The organism is Acidaminococcus fermentans (assembly GCF_009696675.1).
In the GTDB taxonomy this organism is placed as follows: Bacteria; Bacillota; Negativicutes; order Acidaminococcales; family Acidaminococcaceae; genus Acidaminococcus.
In genome coordinates this window covers 1-21,206 of the sequence record NZ_VULN01000015.1, presented here as the reverse complement: position 1 = coordinate 21,206, position 21,206 = coordinate 1, and the positions used below count along the sequence as shown (strand labels likewise).

The window sequence follows — 21,206 nt, the reverse complement described above, 5'->3', positions numbered from 1 at the left end:
CAACAGCCCCTTTTGTCAATGGTCAACAGACATCTTTATGCTTCCTTCCCCTCATACTCATACCCCGCCTTCAGGATGGCGCTTTTGAAGTCGTTTTCGGGGACGTTCCGGGTTTCGGTGACTTCCACGGTGCCGGAGGTGTGGTCGGCTTTGGCGCTGGTGACCCCTTCCAGGCCTTCCAGGGCTTTCTTTACCCGGCCTTCGCAGTGGGCGCACATCATGCCCTTCACTTTCAGAGTCACGGTGGTGCCGTCTGCAGCTGGTACCGGGCAGGCAGCAGGCTGAGGCGCCAGGTCCGCTTTTTCCACCACAGCCGCAGCCGGGTTCTTCCGTTTCTTGTCATGGCTGGCATCATGGAGCTTGAACAGGTTCAGCCGCAGGGCATTCATGCACACGGTGAAGCTGGAAATACTCATGGCCGCCGCCCCCACCATGGGGTTCATCTTGTAGCTGAACAGCCCGGCTGCCAGAGGGATGCAGATGACATTGTAGAAGAAGGCCCAGAACAGGTTCTCGTGGATGTTGGTCACGGTGCCCCGGCTCAGCCGCACCGCTGCGGATACGTCCGTGAGCCGGCTGTTCATCAGCACGATGTCGGCAGAATCGATGGCCACGTCCGCTCCGGCACCGATGGCGATACCGATGTCTGCCCGGGTGAGAGCCGGCGCATCGTTGATGCCGTCCCCTACCATGGCCACCAGGCCTCCGGCTTTCTGGAGTTCCCGGATCACCGTTTCCTTGCCTTCCGGCAAGACCCCGGCCACCACTTTGTCCACCCCGGCCTGACGGCCGATGGCTTCGGCAGTCCGCTGGTTGTCCCCGGTGACCATGACCACTTCGATGCCCATGTTCTGGAGTTCCTTGATGGCCTTGGCGGAATCTTCCTTGATCACGTCAGCCACGGCGATCATCCCGGCCAGCTTCCCGTCTTTGGCGAACACCAGGGGTGTCTTGCCCTGACCGGCCAGTTCCGCTCCTTTGGCTTCCATGGCGTCATCCAGGGCCCCCAGGCTCTTCAGAAAGCTCAGGCTTCCGCCAATGAGTTTCTTCCCTTTCTGGATCACCTGGAGTCCGTTCCCGGGCAGAGCCTGGAAATCATCCACAACGTCTGCTCTGAGACCTTTGGCTTCCGCTTCTTCCACTACGGCTTTGGCCAGGGGATGTTCGGATTTCTGTTCCAGGTCATAGGCCAGCTGGAGCAGGCTTTCTTTGGTATAGCCTTCCGCCGGCACCACATCGGTTACCTTGGGCTGGCCTTTGGTAATGGTCCCTGTTTTGTCCAGAGCCACCACTGCCACTTTCCCGGCGTTTTCCAGGGAAGAGGAGGTCTTGAACAGGATGCCGTTCTTGGCCCCTACCCCGCTGCCCACCATAATGGCTACAGGAGTGGCAAGCCCCAGGGCGCAGGGGCAGGCGATGACCAGCACGGCGATGCCCCGGGCAATGGCGGAGCCCAGAGGAGCTCCGGCGATCAGCCAGCCGAGGGTGGTGACCAGGGCGATGCTGATGATGGCCGGCACGAACACGGCGGAAACCTTATCGGCAATCCGGGCAATGGGAGCCTTTGTGGCCGCCGCATCGCTGACCAGTTTGATGATCTGGCTCAGGGTGGTGTCTTCCCCTACCCGGGTGGCTTCACATTCCAGGTACCCGGACTGGTTGATGGTGGCGGTGGAAACCTTGTCTCCGGGCTTCTTGTCCACCGGCAGGCTTTCCCCGGTCAGGGCGCTTTCGTTGACGGCGGAATTGCCCTTGACCACCACCCCGTCCACCGGGATGTTTTCTCCGGGACGGACGGCGAAAATGTCCCCTTTCTGGACTTCATCGATGGAGACGGTGACTTCCTTCCCGTCCCGGATCAGCACAGCGGTCTTGGGAGCCAGCTTCATGAGCCCTTTCAGGGCATCGGTGGTCCGGCCCTTGCTCATGGCTTCCAGCATCTTCCCCAGGGTGATCAGGGAAGGGATCATGGCTGCGGTTTCAAAGTACAGGTCGTGCATGTACATGTGGTGGAGTTCTTCGAAGGGCGTTCCGTGGGCGGTCAGGAAGGTGATATCATAGAACACCGCCAGGCTCCACAGGAAGGAAACGGAAGAACCCAGGGCCACCAGGGTATCCATATTGGGAGCCCCGTGGAACAGGGTCTTGAAACCGCTGGTGTAAAAGTCCTTGTTGATGTACATGACGATAATGGCCAGGAGCATCTGGGTAAGCATCAGTCCCAGATGGTTCCCGTCCAGCAGAGCGGGCACCGGCCACCCCAGCATGTTGTGGCCCATGGTGATGTACATGAGCAGGAACAGGAACCCCAGGGAGGTAACCAGCCGCCGGCGGAGCCGGGGCGTCTCATGGTCCTTCAGGGCTTCTTCATCGGCGGCCAGCTTTTCCGCCACTCCCTGTTTGGCCTGGGCGGCTCCTTTGACGGAAGCCCCGTAGCCTGCGTCCTCCACGGCCTTGATAATATCCCCATCGGAGGCGGTCCCTTCCACCCCCATGCTGTTGGTCAGGAGGGAAACCGATACCCCGGTGACCCCGGGAACCCCGGCCACCGCCTTTTCCACATGGGCCTGGCACGAAGCACAGGTCATGCCTGTTACTATATATTGTTTCATAACCGATCCTCTCTTTCTATACCCTACCAGGGTATCCTTCTTTCATGGTCATATCATACTCTGTTGGGGGATATTTGTCAAGAGAAAAAGGGGGGTGTGAAAAATTCACACCCCCCTGTCACTGGCCTCTTGTCACTGGTCACTGGATAAAGAAAGGCAGCCGGGCTGCGGCTGTCTTTCATTGTATGAAGCTGGCTCGGACGCGCCTTTGGCTTGTCCTTGCTCTTCAGAAGAACTCACAACAAGCAACAGATTAAAAGAAAAGCAACGTCTTTTTTATTCGAAAGAACCCGTCAGCCACGGATTCTTTCCATTGGCCAGAGACCAGTGACAACCAGTTAAATCTGTCCCAGCGCTTTCAGGATCACTTCGGCGATGGCGGCGGACCCTACGTAGGTGCCGATGAAGATCACGCAGGCCAGGACCACGATCCGCCAGCCGGTTTTCTTGAAGGCGTCCATGTCCTTGCCGATGGAGATCCCCGCGTAGGCCAGGATGGGGGTACACAGGGCCAGGAAGCCCACTTTCTTCATATACATGTTGACCACTTCAGAGCCCGGGAACCCGGGATAGGTCAGGATACAGCCCAGGGTGGTAATGTAGGCCACCGCCGGGATCCCTCCGGGGATCACCCGGGCGGCCACGATCCCTGCCAGGGAAATGGCGATGAGGATCACCATGCCGGGGACTGCGTCCATAAAGGGAATGTTGCTGGACAGGGTATTGGCCACCAGGGACAGGAAAGCCGTGATAATGAGGACCAGCGTGGTTTCAGGCAAAGTAAACGATCTCATTTTCCTTCCTCCTCCTTGGTCAGCACATGACCGTATTTGATGATGCAGCATTTCTTGTAGAGCCATTCCGTCAAAGGCAGGGCCAGGAACACGGCCATGTATACCCCGTCCAGACCGGAAAGCATGTTGGAGGCGGTGGCGAAAGCGGCCAGTTGGTCAGCCATTTCCGGATACATCACCGTCAGGGTCCCCAGGGAAGCGGACATCATGCTGGCGCTCCCCACCCCGGAGGCCATGGCCAGGGAATAGGGATGGAAGATCTTTAAAGCTGCCAGGAAGGAAGCCATGATCCCGAAGAACACAGTGCCGCACACGGTACCGGCAATGTACACGCTCATGACCCCCCGGCCTTCCGGAGTATCCAGGCCGTATTTTTCACCGATGAGAGCCACGTTGGGTTCCCGGGCGATGGAATGGGCGGCCCCGATGGTCTCCCGTTTCAGCCCGAAGGCCACCGCCAGGGGAACCCCCAAAAATACCGTCCCCAGGTTCCCGAATTCCTGGAGGATCAAAGCCGGGCTGGCACTGATGATTTTCGGCAGGGTGGGCCCCACCAGGGTCCCATACCGGGCCATAAGCAGCATCAGGGTAATGCCCACCAGGGAGCCTGCGTCTTCCATGTCCTTCTGTTTGGTCAGTTTAAAGAAGTTGGGAGTGGTCAGGATCCCCAGGATCAGGGCATAGAGCATGGGGACAAACACCACTTTCCCCGGGCCCAGATTGAAGGATTTGATACCGATCAGTTCGGCGATGACCACCAGGGCCAGGGCCGTAATGTGCAGTTTCCAGTTAATCATGGTCGGGTTCCTCCTCGCTGAAATAGCCATCCAGTTTGGCAATGTATTGTTCTTTGGTAAGCGCCGGCTTGAAATCGGCCAGGATCTTCTTGGCTTCCTTGGCATCATCGCTCAAAAGGTCGATGACCATGCCGGCAAAGGCTTTCCCGGGCAGGAGCGCCGCCGCATGGAAATCCACCACCTTGAAATCCGGTCCGTGGAGCAGTCCGTCCACCCCGCCGATGAAGGGATGGATGGCGGGCATCAGATGGGACACATCCCCCATGTCCGTGGAGGCGCTGAAGTGGCCGGAGTTGGTGATTTCCACCTCCGGGAAGGCGTCCTGGGCATTGTGGACGAACAGTTCATTCATTTCCGGGTTGCAGATGAGAGGCAGCTGGCCGGGCAGGGTGTCGATGTTCACCTTGGCCCCGATAGCGGCGCCCCCCGCCCGGAGAGCCGCATCCACCTTGGCGTTGGTCCGGTCGATGGCGTCCATGGATTTGGCCCGGACATAGGTTTCGATCCGCACATCGTCAGGCACATTGTTCACCAGGTCTCCCCCTTTGGTAATGATGGGATGGACCCGGATGGCATCGTCATCCCGGAAGGTTTCCCGGAGGGCATTGATCCCCATGATCCCCAGCATGGCGGCGTTCAGGGCGTTGATACCCTGGTCCGGAGCGTCGGCGGCATGGGCGGCCTTCCCCACATACTGGATGGTCTTGCCGATGAACCCGTTGCTGCTGGTACCGATGGCCACCACCGGTTTGGGGGTCCGTTTCTGGGAATGGATCATCATGGCCATGTCGATGTCATCGAATTCCCCTTCATAGATCAGTTCGCCTTTCCCATGGAGGAAATGAAGCTTCCCTTCTTTCCGGAGCTTTTTCCGGTAGGCGATCTGGACGTATTCTTCCGCCGGGACCCCGAAGAACACCACATTCCCGCACAGGTCCTTCATGACCCCGGTTTTGGCAAGGCCGTAGGCAGCGGCCAGCATGGAAGACTGCTGCATGTGGTGGCCGCAGGCGTGGGCAGCCCCGGTATCCGGATCCGCTTTGGGATGTTCCGGGCAGCCAATGGCATCCAGTTCCCCCAGGATGGCGATGGTGGGACCGGGCTTGCCCCCTTTCAGGACCCCTTTGACAGCAGTAATGGCCATTCCCTTCCGGTAGGGGATCCCCAGTTTGTCGAACTGGGCCGCCAGTTTGGCGGAAGTCTTGAATTCCTTGAACCCGAATTCCGGTTCCGAAGCCACATCCGCTGCATAGGCCTGCAGCTCCTGAGCAGAATCATCAATCATCTTGAACACTTTTTGTTTCAGTACTTCCTTATCCGTAATCTCCACTCCCCTAACGAAAAATTATTGTACGCACTTATCATACTCTTGTTTTGTTATTTTATCAACATTTTTGTTTTATTTTACATAAGTAACCGTTTTTGTTACGTTTTAGGTGTAAAAGAGAGGGTGCTGCAGAGCAGCACCCTCTTTTTTTGTCAATGGTCAATTGTCAATCGTCAATGGCCGAATGATAAAATTTGCAGGCAAATTTTTTTGAAGGCGAAAGATGCCTTTGACAGCTTTACCCGATCAACAGCACACTCAGATCATTTACATTGGTCCCGGTGGCTCCGGTGATCAGGAGACCCTTGGTTTTTTCCAGGGCATGGTAGGCGTCGTTTTTGTCCAGTACATCGGAAATGGCAATGCCTTCTTCCGCCAGCCGGGCTTTGGTGGTTCCGTCTCCGTAGCCTCCGGCGGCGTCGGTGGGGCCGTCGGTGCCGTCGCTGCCAAAGGAGAACACCGCCACATTGTCCAGGCCGGCAATGCCGTCAGCGGCGGCAAGAGCGATTTCCTGGTTCCGTCCTCCCTTGCCCCGGCCGTGGAGATGGACCACCGTTTCTCCCCCGGCCAGCACCGCCAGCTTCTTTCCGCTGGCTGCGTACTGCCGTCCGATAGCCGCCAGGAAGCTGCCTGCCTCCTTGGCCTGGCAGTTCAGGCTGGTGGTCAAAAGCCAGGTCTCATACCCCAGCTTTTCCGCCGCCTTCTGGCCTGCCGCCGCCAGTTCCGTCACACTGCCGGTAATCACCGTTTCCACATTGTCCAGGGTCTTGGGGGTCTCTTCCCCCAGGGCCTTTTCCGCATCTGCCGGCAGCATGATTTTGAACTTCCGGATCACCTCCAGGGCTTCCTCACAGGTGGAGGAATCCGGATAGGCCGGCCCGGAGGCGATCATGTCCAGGGGATCCCCGATGATGTCGCTGAGCACAATGGCATACACCTGGGCCGGAGCGCAGAGCCGGGCGAATTTCCCGCCCTTTACAGAGCTCAGCCGTTTCCGCACCGTGTTCATGGATACGATATCCGCCCCGCTGGCCAACAGGTCCGAGGTAATGTCCTGGAGTTCCTTCAGGGAAATCAGAGGCTTTTCGAAAAGAGCCGAGCCCCCGCCGCTGATCAAAAACAGCACCGTGTCTTCCGCCGTCAGATCCTTGACCAGGTCGATGGCCCGCTGGGTAGCCTTCAGGGAGTTCTCATCCGGCACCGGATGGCCGGCTTCCCAGATTTCCAGAGGGGCCAGTTCCCCCTTGCTGTGGCCGTATTTGGTGATCACGATCCCGCTGGAGATCCGTTCGTCCAGGATCCCCACCGCCGTTTTGGCCATCTGCCAGGCGGCCTTCCCAATGGCCACCACCACGATTTTCCCCCTGCCGAACTCCTTATGTTCCAAAGCTTTTGCTACCGCCGCATCAGGAAGCGAAGCCCTAATGGCCTCCTCCATTATGGTCTCTGCATCTGTACGTAATGTCATGGTGTTTTCCCCCTCAAAATATTGCGAACTGGTTTCATTATAGCATATTCTTGCACCGGCCGCCGGCCCAATGGTACAATGAGGACAAAACAGCTGCAAAAGGAGCTTTTTCATGACCCTGTACAATGATTTCATGGCCTGGGTACCGGCCCTGGTGATCCTGGCCGTTACCATCCTGTTTTACATCGGCTTCCGGATCGTCAGCATCCGGGTGATCCGGTTCATCCTGGACAAACTGCCCTTTGCGGCAGATGAAAACATTTCTGCCGCGGTGTACCGGCCCGGGCGCATGGCCATTGCCGTCTTCGGGGGCTATACGGCCCTTGCCAATTCTCCCTGGGAGAGACTGGCCCAGACGGCCCTTGTATCCAATACGGTTTCTTCCCTGCTGGTGATTGCCTTTTACTGGATCCTGTACAATTTCAGTTCCACCACCAGCGTCCTGTTCGACCACTTTTTCAGCAAATCCGGCAAAAAGCTGGATCCGGCCATCAGCGGACTGTTTTCGTCCTTCTTCCATGCCCTGATCCTGTTTTTTGCTCTGGCCACCGTGCTGAGCACCTGGGGGGTCAACATCAGCGGATTCATTGCCGGGCTGTCCATCGGCGGCCTGGCAGTATCCCTGGCGGCCAAGGACTCCCTGGCCAACATTTTCGCCTGTCTGGTGATCCTCATGGATCAGCCCTTCCACGTGGGAGACTGGATCATCTGCAACAATGTGGAAGGCATCGTGGAATCCATTTCCTTCCGGAGCACCAATGTGCGGACCTTTACCCAGGCTCTGGTGTACATCCCCAATTCTCTCATTATCAGCACCCCCATCCAGAATTTCACCAACCGGCACATGCGCCGGCTGGAAATGACCCTGGGGGTCACCTATGACAGCACCCGGGAGCAGATGGAGGAACTGGTCCGGAAAATCAGGGAATTTCTCCAGGAAGACCCGGACATTGTGGACGAAGGGATTACCGTGGCCTTTTCGGAAATGGGAGCCAGCAGCCTGGACATCAGCATCGTCTGCTACTGCCGGCACACCAGCTACGATAAATTCATGAAGAGCAAAGAACGGATCAACCTGGAACTGATGAAGCTCCTGGAAGAAACCGGCACCAGCGCCGCGTTTCCCAGTACAAGCGTGTATATTGAAAAAGGACCGGCCGCCTGAGCGGCTGGTCCTTTTTGGTCGGTCTTACAGCCCTGCCTTCCTCACCAGTTCGATGATGTACTTCGTTGTCTTGTCGAAGTCTTCGTCTACGGGGATGGTGTAGTCGGCGTATTTCAGGTAGAGGGGCAGCCGTTCTTTGTACAGCTGGGTGAGCCGGTCTTCGGCGGAATTCAGCAGAGGACGGGTCACTTTGTCCACGCTGCCGGCAATGGCCGCCAGGTCCCGGTTCAAAAAGAAGATCTTCCCGTTCTGCTGGAGGTAAGCGATGTTCTCCGGCCGCTTCACCACCCCTCCCCCGCAGGAAATGATAATCCCGTCCAGAGCGGCCAGGGTCTTCACCGCCTCTGTTTCCGCTTGGCGGAACACGTCCTCCCCTTCCTGGAACAGGTCCTTGATGGTGCGTCCGGTCTGTTCCACCACCTTGTCGTCCGCATCCAGCACCGGCCGTCCCAGGGCCTTGCTGAGTTTCCGGCCGATGGTGGTCTTGCCGGCGCCGGGCATGCCGATGAGTACAATATTAGCCATGAAAAGTTGCCTCCAGTTGTTTCATGATGGCAGGGATCAGGGCCGGATCCAGGGTCTTTCCCTGCCAGATTTCTTCCGAAGCCACCGCCTGGGCCACCAGCATGTACAGGCCGTTGCAGGTTTTGGCTCCCGCCTTCCGGCCATCGGCCAGGAACCAGGTTTCTTTCGGGTTGTAGATAATGTCCACGGCAGCGGCGAACCGGCCGGTGAATTCCGCCGGTACCGGACTGGCCTCCACCTTGGGATACATGCCCACCGGGGTGGTATTGATGATCACCTGGCCTCCCTCACTGCCCTCCAGGGCTTCCTCATAGGTCTCCAACCGGGTGTCCGGCCGCTGGGCCAGGAAATGAGCCAGGGCCTGACCAGCTTTCTCCCTGTCCCGGACCAGGATCCGGATGGAGGCCGCTTTCCGGTCCGCCAGTACCTGGAGGACCGCCTTGGCGGCCCCTCCGTTCCCCAGCACCGTCACATCCCGGCCTTCCAGCCCGATGCCGGCGGCCTGTAACATCCGGTCAAAGCCCAGGTAATCGGTATTGTACCCTTTCACCCCGTCCGGAGTAAAGGACAGGGTGTTCACCGCCCCGATTTTTTCCGCTTCCGGGGCAATGGCGGTCAGATAAGGGATTACCGTTTCTTTGTAGGGAATAGTCACATTGCTGCCCCGGAGCCCCTCCGGGTTCTCCCGGACAAAGCAGGGGACTTCTTCCGGTTCCTGTTCCAGCAGCCCATAGGTATCCCCGGTCCCCAGGGCCCGGAAAATAGCCTGATGGATCTGGGGAGACAGACTGTGCCCCAGCACCCGTCCCAAAAGTCCGAATTTCATCCTTTTACTGCTCCTTTCCGTGGTCTGCAGGATAGTTCCCCAAAATCTTGCATTCCGTGGTGTCTTCCGGCAGATCAGCCAGGGCCTGACGGACCGCCGGGTCCGTCAGGTGACCGGTAATGTCCATATGGAAATAATATTCCCAGGGCCTTCCCGGTATAGGCCGGGATTCGATGTTGGTCATGTTGATCTGGTACCGGGCAAAATGGGAGAGCACCCGGTACAACGACCCGGGCTGATGCTTCAGGCTCACGATCAGGGTGATCTTGTCCGCTTCCGGCACCAGCTCCCGCTCCCGGCTGATCACAATGAACCGGGTGTAGTTGCTCTGGTTGGTGTTGATGCCCCGGGCCAGGATGGCAAGGCCGTACTGTTCCGCCGCCTGGGCCCCGGCCACCGCCGCCATGTACCCGGTCTTTTTTTCTGCCACCAGTTCCGCCGCCTTGGCGGTGTTGAAATAGTTGAACTGGCGCATGGCCGGATGCTCCTTGAAAAAGGTCCGGCACTGGGAAAATCCCTGGGGATGGGAATACACTTCCCGGATGTCTTCCAGTTTCGCTCCCGGCCAGGCCAGAAGGCAGTGCTCCACCTTCACGATCTTTTCCCCTACAATAAAGGCGCCGTACCGGCGGACCAGGTCGTACACCTCGGTGATCCCTCCGGTGGAAGAATTTTCAATGGGCAGGACCCCATAGCGGATCTCCCCCTTCATCACGGCGTTGATTACATCTTCAAACAGCATATAGTTCCGTGCTTCCACCGGCCGTCCGGCGAAATACTGCCGGAGGGCCAGGTGGCTGTAGGCCCCAGGGACGCCCTGATAGCCCACAGGAATGGTTTGTTCTCCCATGCTCTACCTCCGCTGTGCCACAAGCTGCAGATCCAGCAGGGTCCAGGCGGTCACCGCCTCGATCACCGGCACCGCCCGGGGCAGGATGCAGGGATCGTGGCGCCCGGTAACTTCCAGGGTGGTGTCTTCCCCGGTAACCACATTCACCGTATGCTGGGTCTTTCCGATGGAAGGGGTGGGTTTGATCACCACCGTAAACAAAAGGGGCATGCCGTTGGTGATGCCTCCGGTGACTCCCCCGTTGTGGTTGGTGGTGCACACCACTTTCCCGTCCCGGTATGCCATGGGATCATTGGCCTCACTGCCCCGCATGGTCCCCAGGGCGAATCCATCCCCAAAGGCAATGCCCTTCACCGCCGGTACGGAAAAGAGGGCATGGCTCAGCCGGCTTTCCACGGAATCGAAATAGGGTTCTCCCAGGCCGACAGGCAGGCCCACTGCCATGCATTCAATGGTGCCCCCTACGGAATCCCTGTCCTTCTGGGCAGCAGTGACCTGGGCGGCCATGGGCTCCCGTACCGCCGGATCCAGCACCGGCAGGATCTCTCCGGAAAGGGCCCGGAAGGTTTCCGGATCTTCTCCCAGAGGATTGAACCTTCTGTCCCGGATCCCGGCCAGAGACGCCACATGGGCCCCGATAAACATGCCCTCTTTGGCCAGCAGCTGCTTGGCCACTGCCCCGGCAAACACCAGAGGCGCCGTCAGCCGTCCGGAAAAGCTGCCCCCGCCCCGGTAGTCGTTGCAACCGTGAAATTTCACATATCCTGCATAATCCCCATGGCCCGGCCGCATGATTTCCTTCATTTTGCTGTAATCTTTGGAATGGGCGTTGCTGTTGGGAATCCGGGCGCACAGGGCCATGCCGGTGGTCTTCCCGTTGAAGAACCCGCTTTCAATGATAAAGCTGTCACTTTCCTTCCGGGGGGTGGCCAGTTTGCTGGTTCCCGGTGCCCGGCGTTTCATTTCCTTTTCAATGGCTTCCAGATCCAGTTCGATCCCGGCCGGCAGCCCGTCCATCACCACGCCGATGGAGGGTCCGTGGGATTCCCCGAAAATGGTCAGCCGGATCTGTTCACCCATTACACTGCTCATACTGTCCTCCTGCTGCTGCAAAGTCCTGCCAGAATTCCGGATAGGATTTGGCCACACATTCCGTCCCCACCAGAGTGAGAGGTTCCCGGCACAGGATGCTGGCCACCGCCAGGCTCATGGCGATCCGGTGGTCGTTCCAGCAGTCCACGGTGCCTCCCGTAAGTTCCACCACCCCGTCGATGGAAAGGCCGTCCGGCCGTTCCGTAATTTTTGCGCCCAGTTTGTTCAGTTCCGTGGCCATTGCCTTCAGCCGGTCACATTCCTTCAGCCGCAGCCGTTCCGCATGGATGATCTCCGTATGGCCTTCGCTGAGAGCGGCGGCCACGGTCAGCACCGGGATGATGTCCGGGCAGTCGGCGGCATCGATGGTGGTCCCCACCGGGTCCGCCGGCCGGCTGATCAGTTTGTCTCCTTCAAAGACCACCTGGCCGCCCATTTTCTGGAGAATGGGGATGATGGCCTTGTCTCCCTGGAGAGACTCCGGATCCATCCCCAATAGGGTCATGGTCCGGCCCAGCATCCCGGCCGTAAGCCAGAAGGCGGCCTGGGAATAATCCCCTTCCACTGCCCCTTCCCGGGGCCGGTACTGCTGGTTCCCGGGGATCCGGTACTGCCGGTAGTCCTGGTGTTCAATGCTGATGCCGTACTGCTTCAGGGCGGAAAGGGTCAGGGCAATGTAGCTCTGGCTTTCCAGCTTCCCGGTGATTTCCAGGGTGGAATCCCCCGGCAGGAGCGGCAGAGCAAAAAGCAGGCCGCTGATGAACTGGCTGCTCACATCTCCGGGCAGGGAAAAAGGGCCGGGACGGAGCGGCCCCTGGACCGTCAGAGGAAAATTGTCCTCAGCGCTTCCCTTTTGGAACACCAGCCCCTGCTGGCGGAAAATGGCTTCGTAGGGTTCCAGGGGACGGCTGCCCAGCTTCCCGGCCCCCACAAAGGTAAAAGGTTCCTGGCACAGGGCAGCCAGCGGGATCAGGAACCGGAGGGTAGACCCGGATTCCCCGCAGTCCAGCACCGTCCCTGTCTGATGGGGCCGGCAGCCTTCCACGGTAAAGTGGGCCCGTCCTCCTGTTTCTTCCTGGGAAGTGATTTTTGCCCCCAGCTGCCGGAGACAGGCACAGGTGGCCAGGATATCCTGGCTGAGGCTGACCCCTTCCACCTGGCTGGTGCCTCCTGCCAGGGCCGCACAGATCAGGGCCCGGTGCCCCATGCTTTTGGAAGAAGGCACCCGGAGCGTCCCTGAAAGAGAACCAGGTTCGATACGCAGTGTGGTCATGGTCTCATCCTTTCACATAGGGTCTCAGATCGGCAAAGTCCACCTTTTTCAGCAGGCTCTTTCCGATTTCCGGAACGATCACCAGAGTCATCTGGTTCCCCCGTTTTTTCTTGTCCATGGTGATCCCTTCCAGGATATGCTGATCGCTGATGGGATCTTCCGTGGGAATGTTGTATTTTTCCAGGAGATGACGGATCCGGTCTGCGGTACCGGGCTGGGTGATCCCCATTTTTTCCGTGTTCCGGGTGAGCCGGACCATGCCGATGGCCACCCCTTCCCCATGGGTGTATTTTTCATAATGATAATACCGCTCCACCGCATGGCCGATGGTATGGCCGAAGTTCAACACCATCCGGGCGCCCACGTCCCGCACGTCCTCTTCCACCACCTTCACCTTGATCCGGCAGCAGGCGGCGCTGATTTCTTCCGCATGGGCCAGGATGTCCTCATCCCCGGAGAAATTTTCCAGGGCCGCAAACAGCTCCGGATCCCCGAAGGCGGCACATTTGATTACTTCTGCCAGGCCATCGTGGAGATACCGCCGGTCCAGGCTCCGGAGCAGTTCCGGATCCATCAGCACCCCTTTGGGCTGGTAAAAGGCCCCTACCAGGTTCTTTCCTTCCGGCAGGTCCACCGCCACCTTGCCTCCCACGCTGCTGTCGATCTGGGCCAGAAGGGTGGTGGGCACCTGGATGAAGTCCACCCCCCGGAGGAAGCTGGCGGCGGCAAAGCCCCCCAGGTCTCCCGGCACGCCGCCCCCCAGAGTGATTACCAAATCGCTGCGGGTCATACCGAAATCCGCACAGGCCCGGACCATGTTCCCGTAGGTGTCCAGGTTCTTGTGGTCTTCTCCCGGTTCCATCACCACCCGGCGCACCTGGAACCCCTGGGCCAGGAGCTGCTGCTCCAGGTCCGCTCCATACAGGCTGTCCACCGTCCGGTCCGTGATCACCGCCGCCTTGTTTCCCCGGGCCAGTTCCCGGATCTTTTTCCCGAATCCGGTCCAGGAATGAGGTGCGATTTCGATGGTATAGGAGTCTTTCCCCAAATCAACGAAGATTTTTTCCATAAAACATGTCCCTTCTTTTCTTTTTGGCCTGATCCATCATCTGCTCCAGTTCTTCCCGGTCATCCTGCTGGAGGGCGCTTTTCCAGTGTTCCAGCTGCATTTCCAGCTTGTTGATCTCCCGGAGCACCGGTTCCTTGTTCAACAGGAACAGGTCGCTCCACAGCTTGGCGTTGATATCCGCCACCCGGGTGGCATCCCGGAAAGACCCGGCCACAAAGTACTTGGTGTTTTCCTGCATGGAATCGCTGTTGATCAGGGAAACCGCCATCACATGGGGCAGATCGCTGGTGTAGGCGATGATGCTGTCATGTTCCTCCACCGACAGTTCCACCACCCGGGCACAGCCCAGTTCATAGGCCATGTTCCGGAGCCATTCCCGGTGTTCCGGCCGGTTGTTGTCCCGGTGGATCAGGATGAAATTGGCTCCCTGGAAGATCTGGGAGGTGCTTTGGCTGTATCCCTTGCCTTCCCGGCCTGCCATGGGATGGGTGGGGACGAAATCCATCTCCGGTCCCAAAAGAGCATCCACCTGGTCCGGGATACTGCCTTTGATCCCCATCACATCGGTCAGGAGTACATTTTTTTTGAAATACCGGACATGGTCCTTCACAAAGGGTACAAAGGCGCCGGGGTACATGCAGCAGATGATCACATCCGCCTCCCGGAGGAGCTCCGGATCCTCATCGGCCAGTTCCGTTACATACCCTTCGTCCAGGGCCATCAGAGAAACGATGTGGTTCCGGTCCATGCCGATGATCCGCTTCACCTTCTGGCTTTTCAGGGCCTTGGCGTAGGAGCCTCCGATGAGCCCCAGCCCTACAATGGCAACAACAGTATCCTGCAGTTTCTTCATGATGTCTTTCCCGCTTCCGTCTTACAGATCCCGGCCCACCGCAGGAGCCAGTACCTTCAGGTCCTTCATCAGCTGGTCGAATTCCGGCAGGGACAGGCTCTGGGCCCCGTCACACCAGGCGTGCTGGGGATCGTTGTGGGTCTCGATGATCAGCCCGTCAGCCCCGGCGGCAATGGCAGCCTTGCTCATGGTGGGCACCATCCAGGCCTTCCCGGTGGCATGGCTGGGGTCCACGATCACCGGCAGATGGCTCAGCCGCTTCACCGCCTGGACGGCGGACAGGTCCAGGGTATTCCGGGTATAGGTTTCAAAGGTCCGGATCCCCCGTTCGCAGAGGATCACATTTTCGTTCCCTTCGGACATAATGTATTCTGCACTCATGAGCCATTCCTCGATGGTGGCGGACAGACCCCGCTTCAGCAGAATGGGCTTATTGATTTTCCCCAGTTCCTTCAGCAGGGTGAAGTTCTGCATGTTCCGGGCCCCTACCTGGATCAGATCCACTTTTTCCACAAATTCATCGATTTTGTCCGCGGACATGATTTCCGTTACAATGGGCAGATGGTTGGCGGTGCCGGCTTGACGGATCATATCCAGGCCCTTGTCCCCCAGCCCCTGGAAGGAGTAGGGAGATGTACGGGGTTTGAAGGCCCCGCCCCGGAGCATGGCCGCCCCGCTCTTTTTCACGGCGGCGGCAATGGTATCCATCTGTTCCTGGCCTTCCACAGAGCAGGGACCGGCGATCACCGCCAGCTTTTTGCCCCCCACTTTCACGCCGCTTACATCGATGATGGAATCATCCGGGTGGAACATCCGGTTGGCCCGTTTGAAAGGTTCCTGTACCCGCATGGCCTTATCCACCCAGGGATTCACCATGAAATCTTCCGGATCCAGGATACTGGTATCCCCTACGATCCCCAGGACTTCCTGGTTTTCCCCGATGCTGTCATGGATGGTGAAGCCTCTTTGTTCCAGGCTCTTTTTCAGTTTTTCAGACGCTTCTTTGGGTGCACCCTTCTTCATTACAATAATCATGTTGTTTTCCTCCTGTCCTGCTTTCCTACTATCCTACTTTTTTTCTGACGGGGGCCTCTCCACAAAAAAAGCAGACTCGCAAGGAGTCTGCTTCAGGGTTTCACTTCACGGAAACCGCCGGAAGGCCGGAGCCTCAGTCTCTCTTCACGATGGGCAAACTGTTCAGTTCATGGCAGCCAAAATAACCAAAGCCAAAATAATAGCTCTGGGTAAAGGTAAAGCCATATGCAGTTTCCCATTTCAGAGAAGAAAGAGTCATCTGTCAACCCGCCTTTAACCATTGGAATGAATCTATAATACTCCCGTTTACAAAATCCGTCAATAGAGAATTAATTGGAGCCAGATTGAAACGGGAATGTGTAATGGGTGTTACAAGAGCTGTTACCTCTCCAACGCCACATCCAGATCTTCCAGGGCATGGCCGGTGGCGTCGGAGAAACGGACCCGGAGATTGCCGAACCGGGGCAGGTTCTTTTCCGGGATGGTCACCACATGTTCTTCCGCCAGGGCTTCACTGCCGTCATCCTGGGTACCGGTGGGATCCTGGATGGCCACAGTCACATTCAGCAGCCGGCCGAACAGTTCCGCCTTGGTAATGGCCAGCTTCCCGTTCTGGCCGTTGGTGTTCATAGCCGCATAGAGCACCAGCTGGTTGGCATAGGAGGGGCCGGAATACCGGCGCCGGGCCTGGAGGACCTTTTCCTGCTGGGTGGTCAGCTTTTTCACGCTGGCCAGTTCCGGAGCGTCCGCTCCCCCCTTGGGAGGGATGAAGGCGGTGCACACCAGGCCCGGTACGGTCTTTTCACTGTCATGTTCCCAGTCCGTGTGGGCATCCGCCGCCTGGAACAGCACCCGGCCGTCCTTCACCACCCGTTCCGATACAAAAAGTTCTCCATCCGCCAGTTTGGGCCGTTCCGCAGCATAAGCCGGAGCCGCACAAAGGGCTGCCAAAAGGGCCACCGCCATGGTTTTTTTCCACATCATAGGTTTTCACTCCTTATGGGTGCCAGGCACCCGGATTTTTCTCTTCCCTATTATACACTGTTTTTGACCGAAGAGTCAGGGGGAATTCAGGGAGCAGGTGGGGAAATCCGTAGGGGCCGCACAACCGGCGGCCCGCCAGGTCCTTCCCTCTTCCCTCTTCACTGATTCTAATGTAACCCGATTGCATTCAGTTGGATTTTTATCTATAATAGGGACAGGTTGACAATCGATTATGAGGGAGGTTTTTTCAATGAGCGAATGTGATCACTGCGATCATTCCCACTGCTCCGGCTGCGAATCCAATCCGAAGCAGAATCCCCAGGATGCGGCCATTGCCGATTTCCTGGCCCATGTAAAACATAAAATCGTCGTCATGAGCGGCAAAGGCGGCGTGGGCAAAAGCACGGTTTCCGTAGATTTGGCCCTGATTCTCAGCCAGCGGGGCTACCATGTGGGCCTGATGGACGTGGATCTCCACGGCCCCAGCGTGGCCGGCATGCTGGGCTTCATGGACAAGCACGTCCAGGTGGAAGGAGAAAAGCTGATTCCCTTCCGGTACAGCGACCATCTGGAATTTTTGTCCGCCCAGGGCTTCCTGGCCCAGCAGGACGATGCCCTGATCTGGCGGGGTCCCCTGAAGGTGGGGGCCATCCGGCAGTTCATGAGCGACACCAAATGGGATCCTTTGGACTACCTGATCATCGACTGCCCTCCGGGCACCGGGGATGAACCCCTGACCGTGGTCCAGACCATCAAGGATGCGGAAGCCATCATCGTCACCACCCCCCAGAAAGTGGCCCTGGCCGATGTGCGGAAATCCCTCAGCTTCTGCCAGCTGGGCCATATCCCTGTCCGGGGCATCATCGAAAACATGAGCGGATTCGTCTGTCCCCACTGCGGACAGGAAGTGGACATTTTCAAAGCTGGCGGCGGCAAGGCCCTGGCGGAAGAAAAAGGCCTGCCCTTCCTGGGCCGGATCCCCATCGATCCCCAGGTGGTGGCCGCCGAAGACGAAGGCAATCCCCTGGAAAACATCAGTGAAGCCAGCCGAAAGGCGCTGGATGCCATTGTGGATAAAGTGGTGGAACAGGATAAGTAAGAAAAAGGGAGCTGTTGCATGTGCAACAGCTCCCTTTTTTCACTTCTTCACCATAAACAGCGGGATCTCATTCTTCCCTACCATATTATGCTCGTCCCGCGCCACTTTTTCTATGTATTTGATATCGCCCAGGTTCTCTTTTTCCTGTGCCAGGGCGTCGTTTTCCGCTTTCAGCTGCTGGACTTTGTTTTCTGTCCGTATCCTTTCCTGACGGAGCTGGTAGATCCAGTATCCCCGCTGGAGAGCTGTACCCAGCAGCGCCACCGGAGGCAGGACGACCAGCAGGATAAGCAGGGTACGTCCGATAACCGCCCAGTCCAAACGCTTTTTCTTTTTAAGGCCCATTTTCTTGCCTTTCCACCTCTGGAAGGAAATTCTCTCCTGCAGAGGATAAAAAAAGCAACCTGACACCGGGAGCATCAGGTTGCTGGATCTGCCAATTATTTGTTTACGGCATCCTTAAAAGCCTTCCCGGCTTTGAAAGCAGGAACGTTGGCTTCTGCAATTTCAATGGTTTCGCCAGTGCGAGGATTCTTGCCGCTGCGGGCATTCCGAACGCGAGCTTCAAAAGTACCAAAGCCGATCAGCTGTACTTTATCTTTGTTGGCAACAGCTTCTTTAACAGTATCGATGAAAGCGTTCACAGCCTTTTCAGCATCTTTTTTGGGCAGTGCGGTTTTGGACGCAACTTCAGCAATCAATTCACTTTTGTTCATGAGATAAATCCTCCTAAATAGGTATTGCGCCTGCATGGCTGGCGCCTGACTATGGTCATATTAGCACAATCATAGGAAAAATGCACGTGTTTTTTGGGAAAATCTTGAAAACAAGGGGCCAGAGCAGGGGCCGCAGCCCCGGTCGCGGGTCACGACTCGCGACCTGTGCCCCCATGTTGGTCAGCTGACCGCTGACCGTCCCCTACTGCTCTCTTTGCCTCCTGCCACCGGTGTTCCAGTTCTTCCAGAGTCAGGTCTTTCCATTCTTTTCCTTCCTGCTTCACCTGGGCTTCCAGCTGCTCAAAACGGCGCTGGAATTTGTTGTTGGCCCGGTTCAAAGTGGTTTCCGGTTCCAGGTCCAGTTTCCGGGCATAGACGGCCAGGGCAAAGAGCAGGTCCCCCAGTTCCTCTTCCGTCCGGTCCCTGTCCCGGCTCGCTGCAGCCTCCTGGAGCTCGTCTTTCTCTTCTTCCACCTTCTGCCATGCAGCCGGGGCATCGGGCCAGTCAAACCCGGTTTTGGCGGCTTTGGCGCTGAGTTTGTAGGCCCGCATCAGGGCTGGCAGCCCCTTGGCGATGCCATCCAGGGCATGGGTCCGTTCAGTCTTTTCCTGAGCCTTCAGGGTCTCCCAGTTGGCCATCACTTCCCCGGCCCCTGTGACCTTGGTATCGCCGAAAACATGGGGATGCCGGTGGACCAGCTTCTTCACCACATCATCGATTACATCCTGCATGGCAAAGAGCCCCTCTTCTTCCGCCAGCCGGGCGTGGAACACCACCTGGAGGAGCACATCCCCCATTTCTTCCCGCATGCCGGCTACATTGCCGTCGTCGATGGCTTCCAGCATCTCATAGACTTCTTCCACCAGTTCCCGGCGCATGGAAGTATGGGTCTGGACCCGGTCCCAGGGACAGCCTCCCGGCTCCCGGAGTACCCGGACCAGTTCCATGAGAGGCCGCAGATCCAGGACCCCCGGCTGGTGGATCCCTTTTTCGTGGAGTGTTTTCATCGTTTTTCCTCTTTCTTTCTTTTCAGTTCCCGGAGTTTCAGTTCTCCTGTGGCCAAAAGGCACAGGCCATAGACCAGTGCCCCCGCAAGGATCTCCAGGGCCAGCCGGACCACATTTCCCAGGGGAAGCCGGGCCAGGACGGGCCCCATGACCCACAGGGCGGCTCCCATCAGGGCGGCGGAAACGCCGATCCGGAGGCAGTTCTTTCCGGGCAGGGTGAGCCCGTCACTGTGGTGCATCCACAGCAGGTTCCCCAGACCGGCCACAGCCAGGTTGGCATCGGTGGCCCAGGCGGCCCCCTGGATGTTCCACACCGGATTGGCGGTGAGGGTCCACAGGAGCCCCACTTTTACAAAAAGACTCAGGAACATGTTCACCATGGGAACCCGGGTGTGGCCCAGGCCCTGGAGGATGGCAGTGGACACCTGGTGGAGCCCCAGGAACAGGATGGCCGGGGCCAGGGCCGTAATGACCCGCCCGGCATGGATAGTGCCGTAGAGCACCTGGGAAATGGGGTTCCCCAACAGGTACACCCCTACCGCCGCCGGCACATTCAGCAGCAGGAAGAACCGGAAGGCCCGGCGGGTCTTGCTCACCATCAGGGGCCGGTCCCCCAGTGCCTTGGCTTCCGCCACCGCAGGCACCACCGAAGCCGCCAGGGAGTTGGTGGGAATGGTGCCCATGTTTACCAGGGGCATGGCCATGCCGGACAGATAGCCCAGGGCCCGGGTGGAATCCGCCACCGTAAAGCCCGCCGCCAGCAGCCGGTCCGGCACCAGGATCATTTCGATGCCGCTGACCACCGGCACCATCAGATTGGCACAGGTCACCGGCAGGGCCAGGGACACCAGCTGCCAGGCGGTCCGGGTCAGGGAGGGTCTTTCTTCTGACAGGGCCGTCACCGGTTCCTGCTGCCACCGTTTCTGCTGCCGGTGGACGAAGTACAACAGAGCCCCCAGGCTCACCACCGCTCCCGGCACGGCCCCAAAAGCCGCTCCGGCAGCTCCCCAGGGAAGACCCCAGGGAAGCAGGGCCCAGGCCAGGAGCACCATGGTCACCACCCGGGTGAACTGTTCCAGGATCTGGGACACCGCAGTAGGAGTCATTTCCTGGAACCCCTGGAAGTAGCCCCGGAAGCAGGCCACAGGAATGGACATGCCGATGGCGGGCACCAGTGCCAGCATGGCGTACCGGGCCCGTCCGTCCTTGACGATGCCCCCGTCCATGAGCCAGGGGATCAGGGCCCAGGCCAGAGCGGCAAAAAACACTCCGGCCAGGGCCATGAGCCCGGCGGAAATCCCCAGGATCCGCCGGGCCCCCTGCCGGTCTCCGGCGGCTGCCCGGCGGGAAATCAGGATGGACATGGCTGCAGGGATCCCTGCAGAAGACAGGGCCACCAGCAGCAGATACAGGGGATAGGCGATCTGGTACAGGCCGATGCCTTCACCTCCCAGCAGCCGGGACAGCAGGATCCGGTTCACCGAACCCAGGATTTTCACCATAAGCCCTGCCGCCGTCAGGATCAGGGTCCCTTTCATAAACCGGTCCGCCATCACGGCCTCCTTTCTTCACTCTTCACGAAAAGTGTCAAGGTATTTAGACACATAGAACCGTGACATTTTTCTACCCTGCTAATTGTTTGTATTTTTCATTCGGGGTTACATAATCGATACCCGAATGAATACGATTAGCATTGTAATCAATAATATATTCA

20 protein-coding genes are annotated in these 21,206 nt (G+C 58.2%); 2 read left to right on the top strand and 18 right to left on the bottom strand.

Annotation, left to right across the window (positions count from 1 at the left end):
* Nucleotides 1-35: 35 nt before the first annotated feature.
* The 5 genes from FX155_RS09740 to FX155_RS09720 form a co-directional block, all read right to left on the bottom strand.
* A complete protein-coding gene (locus tag FX155_RS09740) occupies nt 36-2,612 on the bottom strand; it encodes a heavy metal translocating P-type ATPase (protein ID WP_022487349.1) in 2,577 nt (858 codons plus the stop codon).
* A gap of 338 nt (nt 2,613-2,950) precedes the next feature.
* Complete coding sequence (locus FX155_RS09735) at nt 2,951-3,406, bottom strand: hypothetical protein (RefSeq protein ID WP_022487350.1); 456 nt, start codon at nt 3,404-3,406, stop codon at nt 2,951-2,953.
* Nucleotides 3,403-4,203, bottom strand: coding sequence for a DUF3100 domain-containing protein (locus FX155_RS09730; RefSeq protein ID WP_022487351.1), 801 nt, complete (start codon nt 4,201-4,203; stop codon nt 3,403-3,405). Before FX155_RS09730 ends, FX155_RS09735 begins: the two co-directional genes overlap by 4 nt.
* Entirely contained in the window at nt 4,196-5,533 is a 1,338-nt protein-coding gene (locus FX155_RS09725) for an amidohydrolase (protein ID WP_326831134.1), read from the bottom strand. The genes FX155_RS09730 and FX155_RS09725 overlap by 8 nt, the downstream gene beginning before the upstream one ends.
* 235 nt (nt 5,534-5,768) lie before the next feature.
* Nucleotides 5,769-6,998 (bottom strand): glycerate kinase type-2 family protein, encoded by a 1,230-nt coding sequence (locus tag FX155_RS09720; RefSeq protein ID WP_154488549.1) that lies wholly within the window; start codon nt 6,996-6,998, stop codon nt 5,769-5,771.
* 112 nt (nt 6,999-7,110) lie between these two features.
* Here FX155_RS09720 and FX155_RS09715 point away from each other — a divergent pair, with 112 nt between their 5' ends.
* Nucleotides 7,111-8,163, top strand: coding sequence for a mechanosensitive ion channel family protein (locus FX155_RS09715; protein WP_022487354.1), 1,053 nt, complete (start codon nt 7,111-7,113; stop codon nt 8,161-8,163).
* A 24-nt stretch (nt 8,164-8,187) separates the two neighbouring features.
* Here the strand turns inward: FX155_RS09715 and FX155_RS09710 are convergent, their stop codons facing one another.
* The 9 genes from FX155_RS09710 to FX155_RS09670 all read right to left on the bottom strand — a co-directional run bounded on the left by FX155_RS09710 (nt 8,188) and on the right by FX155_RS09670 (nt 16,670).
* On the bottom strand, nt 8,188-8,688 hold the full coding sequence (locus tag FX155_RS09710) for a shikimate kinase (RefSeq protein ID WP_154488548.1): 501 nt from the start codon (nt 8,686-8,688) through the stop codon (nt 8,188-8,190).
* A complete protein-coding gene (locus FX155_RS09705) occupies nt 8,681-9,514 on the bottom strand; it encodes a shikimate dehydrogenase family protein (RefSeq protein WP_154488547.1) in 834 nt (277 codons plus the stop codon). Before FX155_RS09705 ends, FX155_RS09710 begins: the two co-directional genes overlap by 8 nt.
* 4 nt (nt 9,515-9,518) lie before the next feature.
* A complete protein-coding gene (gene pheA / locus FX155_RS09700; RefSeq protein WP_022487357.1) occupies nt 9,519-10,364 on the bottom strand; it encodes a prephenate dehydratase in 846 nt (281 codons plus the stop codon).
* Between the two features lie 3 nt (nt 10,365-10,367).
* On the bottom strand, nt 10,368-11,456 hold the full coding sequence (gene aroC, locus FX155_RS09695) for a chorismate synthase (RefSeq protein WP_154488546.1): 1,089 nt from the start codon (nt 11,454-11,456) through the stop codon (nt 10,368-10,370).
* Entirely contained in the window at nt 11,437-12,729 is a 1,293-nt protein-coding gene (aroA, locus tag FX155_RS09690; protein WP_154488545.1) for a 3-phosphoshikimate 1-carboxyvinyltransferase, read from the bottom strand. Before aroA ends, aroC begins: the two co-directional genes overlap by 20 nt.
* Before the next feature lie 4 nt (nt 12,730-12,733).
* Complete coding sequence (gene aroB, locus FX155_RS09685) at nt 12,734-13,798, bottom strand: 3-dehydroquinate synthase (RefSeq protein ID WP_022487360.1); 1,065 nt, start codon at nt 13,796-13,798, stop codon at nt 12,734-12,736.
* The gene (locus FX155_RS09680; RefSeq protein ID WP_022487361.1) at nt 13,779-14,651 is read right to left on the bottom strand and encodes a prephenate dehydrogenase; all 873 of its coding nucleotides are present in this window, start codon (nt 14,649-14,651) and stop codon (nt 13,779-13,781) included. Before FX155_RS09680 ends, aroB begins: the two co-directional genes overlap by 20 nt.
* A gap of 21 nt (nt 14,652-14,672) precedes the next feature.
* Nucleotides 14,673-15,686, bottom strand: coding sequence for a 3-deoxy-7-phosphoheptulonate synthase (gene aroF, locus FX155_RS09675; RefSeq protein WP_022487362.1), 1,014 nt, complete (start codon nt 15,684-15,686; stop codon nt 14,673-14,675).
* Between the two features lie 381 nt (nt 15,687-16,067).
* On the bottom strand, nt 16,068-16,670 hold the full coding sequence (locus FX155_RS09670; RefSeq protein WP_022487364.1) for a hypothetical protein: 603 nt from the start codon (nt 16,668-16,670) through the stop codon (nt 16,068-16,070).
* 250 nt (nt 16,671-16,920) lie between these two features.
* Between FX155_RS09670 and FX155_RS09665 the strand changes: the two genes are divergently transcribed.
* Nucleotides 16,921-17,769, top strand: a complete 849-nt coding sequence (locus FX155_RS09665; protein ID WP_154488544.1) for an Mrp/NBP35 family ATP-binding protein — start codon at nt 16,921-16,923, stop codon at nt 17,767-17,769.
* A 39-nt stretch (nt 17,770-17,808) separates the two neighbouring features.
* On the opposite strand, the gene FX155_RS09660 is transcribed toward FX155_RS09665, so the two are convergent.
* The 4 genes from FX155_RS09660 to FX155_RS09645 all read right to left on the bottom strand — a co-directional run bounded on the left by FX155_RS09660 (nt 17,809) and on the right by FX155_RS09645 (nt 21,045).
* Nucleotides 17,809-18,114 (bottom strand): FtsB family cell division protein, encoded by a 306-nt coding sequence (locus FX155_RS09660; RefSeq protein ID WP_022487366.1) that lies wholly within the window; start codon nt 18,112-18,114, stop codon nt 17,809-17,811.
* A gap of 95 nt (nt 18,115-18,209) precedes the next feature.
* Nucleotides 18,210-18,485: an HU family DNA-binding protein gene (locus FX155_RS09655; protein ID WP_012938958.1), complete on the bottom strand. Its 276-nt coding sequence runs from the start codon at nt 18,483-18,485 to the stop codon at nt 18,210-18,212.
* Nucleotides 18,486-18,634: 149 nt separating this feature from the next.
* Nucleotides 18,635-19,492: a nucleoside triphosphate pyrophosphohydrolase gene (gene mazG, locus FX155_RS09650; RefSeq protein WP_022487367.1), complete on the bottom strand. Its 858-nt coding sequence runs from the start codon at nt 19,490-19,492 to the stop codon at nt 18,635-18,637.
* Nucleotides 19,489-21,045 carry a putative polysaccharide biosynthesis protein gene (locus FX155_RS09645; RefSeq protein ID WP_154488542.1) on the bottom strand — a complete coding sequence of 519 codons (1,557 nt, stop codon included), beginning with the start codon at nt 21,043-21,045 and terminating at the stop codon, nt 19,489-19,491. Before FX155_RS09645 ends, mazG begins: the two co-directional genes overlap by 4 nt.
* Between the last annotated feature and the right edge of the window lie 161 nt (nt 21,046-21,206).

Bases quoted from the DNA above. Each gene is read 5' to 3' on its own strand.
- FX155_RS09735 (WP_022487350.1), bottom strand. From the start codon at position 3,406: ATGAGATCGTTTACTTTGCCTGAAACCACGCTGGTCCTCATTATCACG.
- FX155_RS09710 (WP_154488548.1), bottom strand. From the start codon at position 8,688: ATGGCTAATATTGTACTCATCGGCATGCCCGGCGCCGGCAAGACCACC.
- FX155_RS09660 (WP_022487366.1), bottom strand. From the start codon at position 18,114: ATGGGCCTTAAAAAGAAAAAGCGTTTGGACTGGGCGGTTATCGGACGT.
- aroA (WP_154488545.1), bottom strand. From the start codon at position 12,729: ATGACCACACTGCGTATCGAACCTGGTTCTCTTTCAGGGACGCTCCGG.
- FX155_RS09740 (WP_022487349.1), bottom strand. From the start codon at position 2,612: ATGAAACAATATATAGTAACAGGCATGACCTGTGCTTCGTGCCAGGCC.
- FX155_RS09655 (WP_012938958.1), bottom strand. From the start codon at position 18,485: ATGAACAAAAGTGAATTGATTGCTGAAGTTGCGTCCAAAACCGCACTG.
- FX155_RS09720 (WP_154488549.1), bottom strand. From the start codon at position 6,998: ATGACATTACGTACAGATGCAGAGACCATAATGGAGGAGGCCATTAGG.
- FX155_RS09645 (WP_154488542.1), bottom strand. From the start codon at position 21,045: ATGGCGGACCGGTTTATGAAAGGGACCCTGATCCTGACGGCGGCAGGG.
- FX155_RS09730 (WP_022487351.1), bottom strand. From the start codon at position 4,203: ATGATTAACTGGAAACTGCACATTACGGCCCTGGCCCTGGTGGTCATC.
- pheA (WP_022487357.1), bottom strand. From the start codon at position 10,364: ATGGGAGAACAAACCATTCCTGTGGGCTATCAGGGCGTCCCTGGGGCC.
- mazG (WP_022487367.1), bottom strand. From the start codon at position 19,492: ATGAAAACACTCCACGAAAAAGGGATCCACCAGCCGGGGGTCCTGGAT.
- FX155_RS09680 (WP_022487361.1), bottom strand. From the start codon at position 14,651: ATGAAGAAACTGCAGGATACTGTTGTTGCCATTGTAGGGCTGGGGCTC.
- FX155_RS09665 (WP_154488544.1), top strand. From the start codon at position 16,921: ATGAGCGAATGTGATCACTGCGATCATTCCCACTGCTCCGGCTGCGAA.
- aroB (WP_022487360.1), bottom strand. From the start codon at position 13,798: ATGGAAAAAATCTTCGTTGATTTGGGGAAAGACTCCTATACCATCGAA.
- FX155_RS09705 (WP_154488547.1), bottom strand. From the start codon at position 9,514: ATGAAATTCGGACTTTTGGGACGGGTGCTGGGGCACAGTCTGTCTCCC.
- aroC (WP_154488546.1), bottom strand. From the start codon at position 11,456: ATGAGCAGTGTAATGGGTGAACAGATCCGGCTGACCATTTTCGGGGAA.
- FX155_RS09670 (WP_022487364.1), bottom strand. From the start codon at position 16,670: ATGATGTGGAAAAAAACCATGGCGGTGGCCCTTTTGGCAGCCCTTTGT.
- FX155_RS09715 (WP_022487354.1), top strand. From the start codon at position 7,111: ATGACCCTGTACAATGATTTCATGGCCTGGGTACCGGCCCTGGTGATC.
- aroF (WP_022487362.1), bottom strand. From the start codon at position 15,686: ATGATTATTGTAATGAAGAAGGGTGCACCCAAAGAAGCGTCTGAAAAA.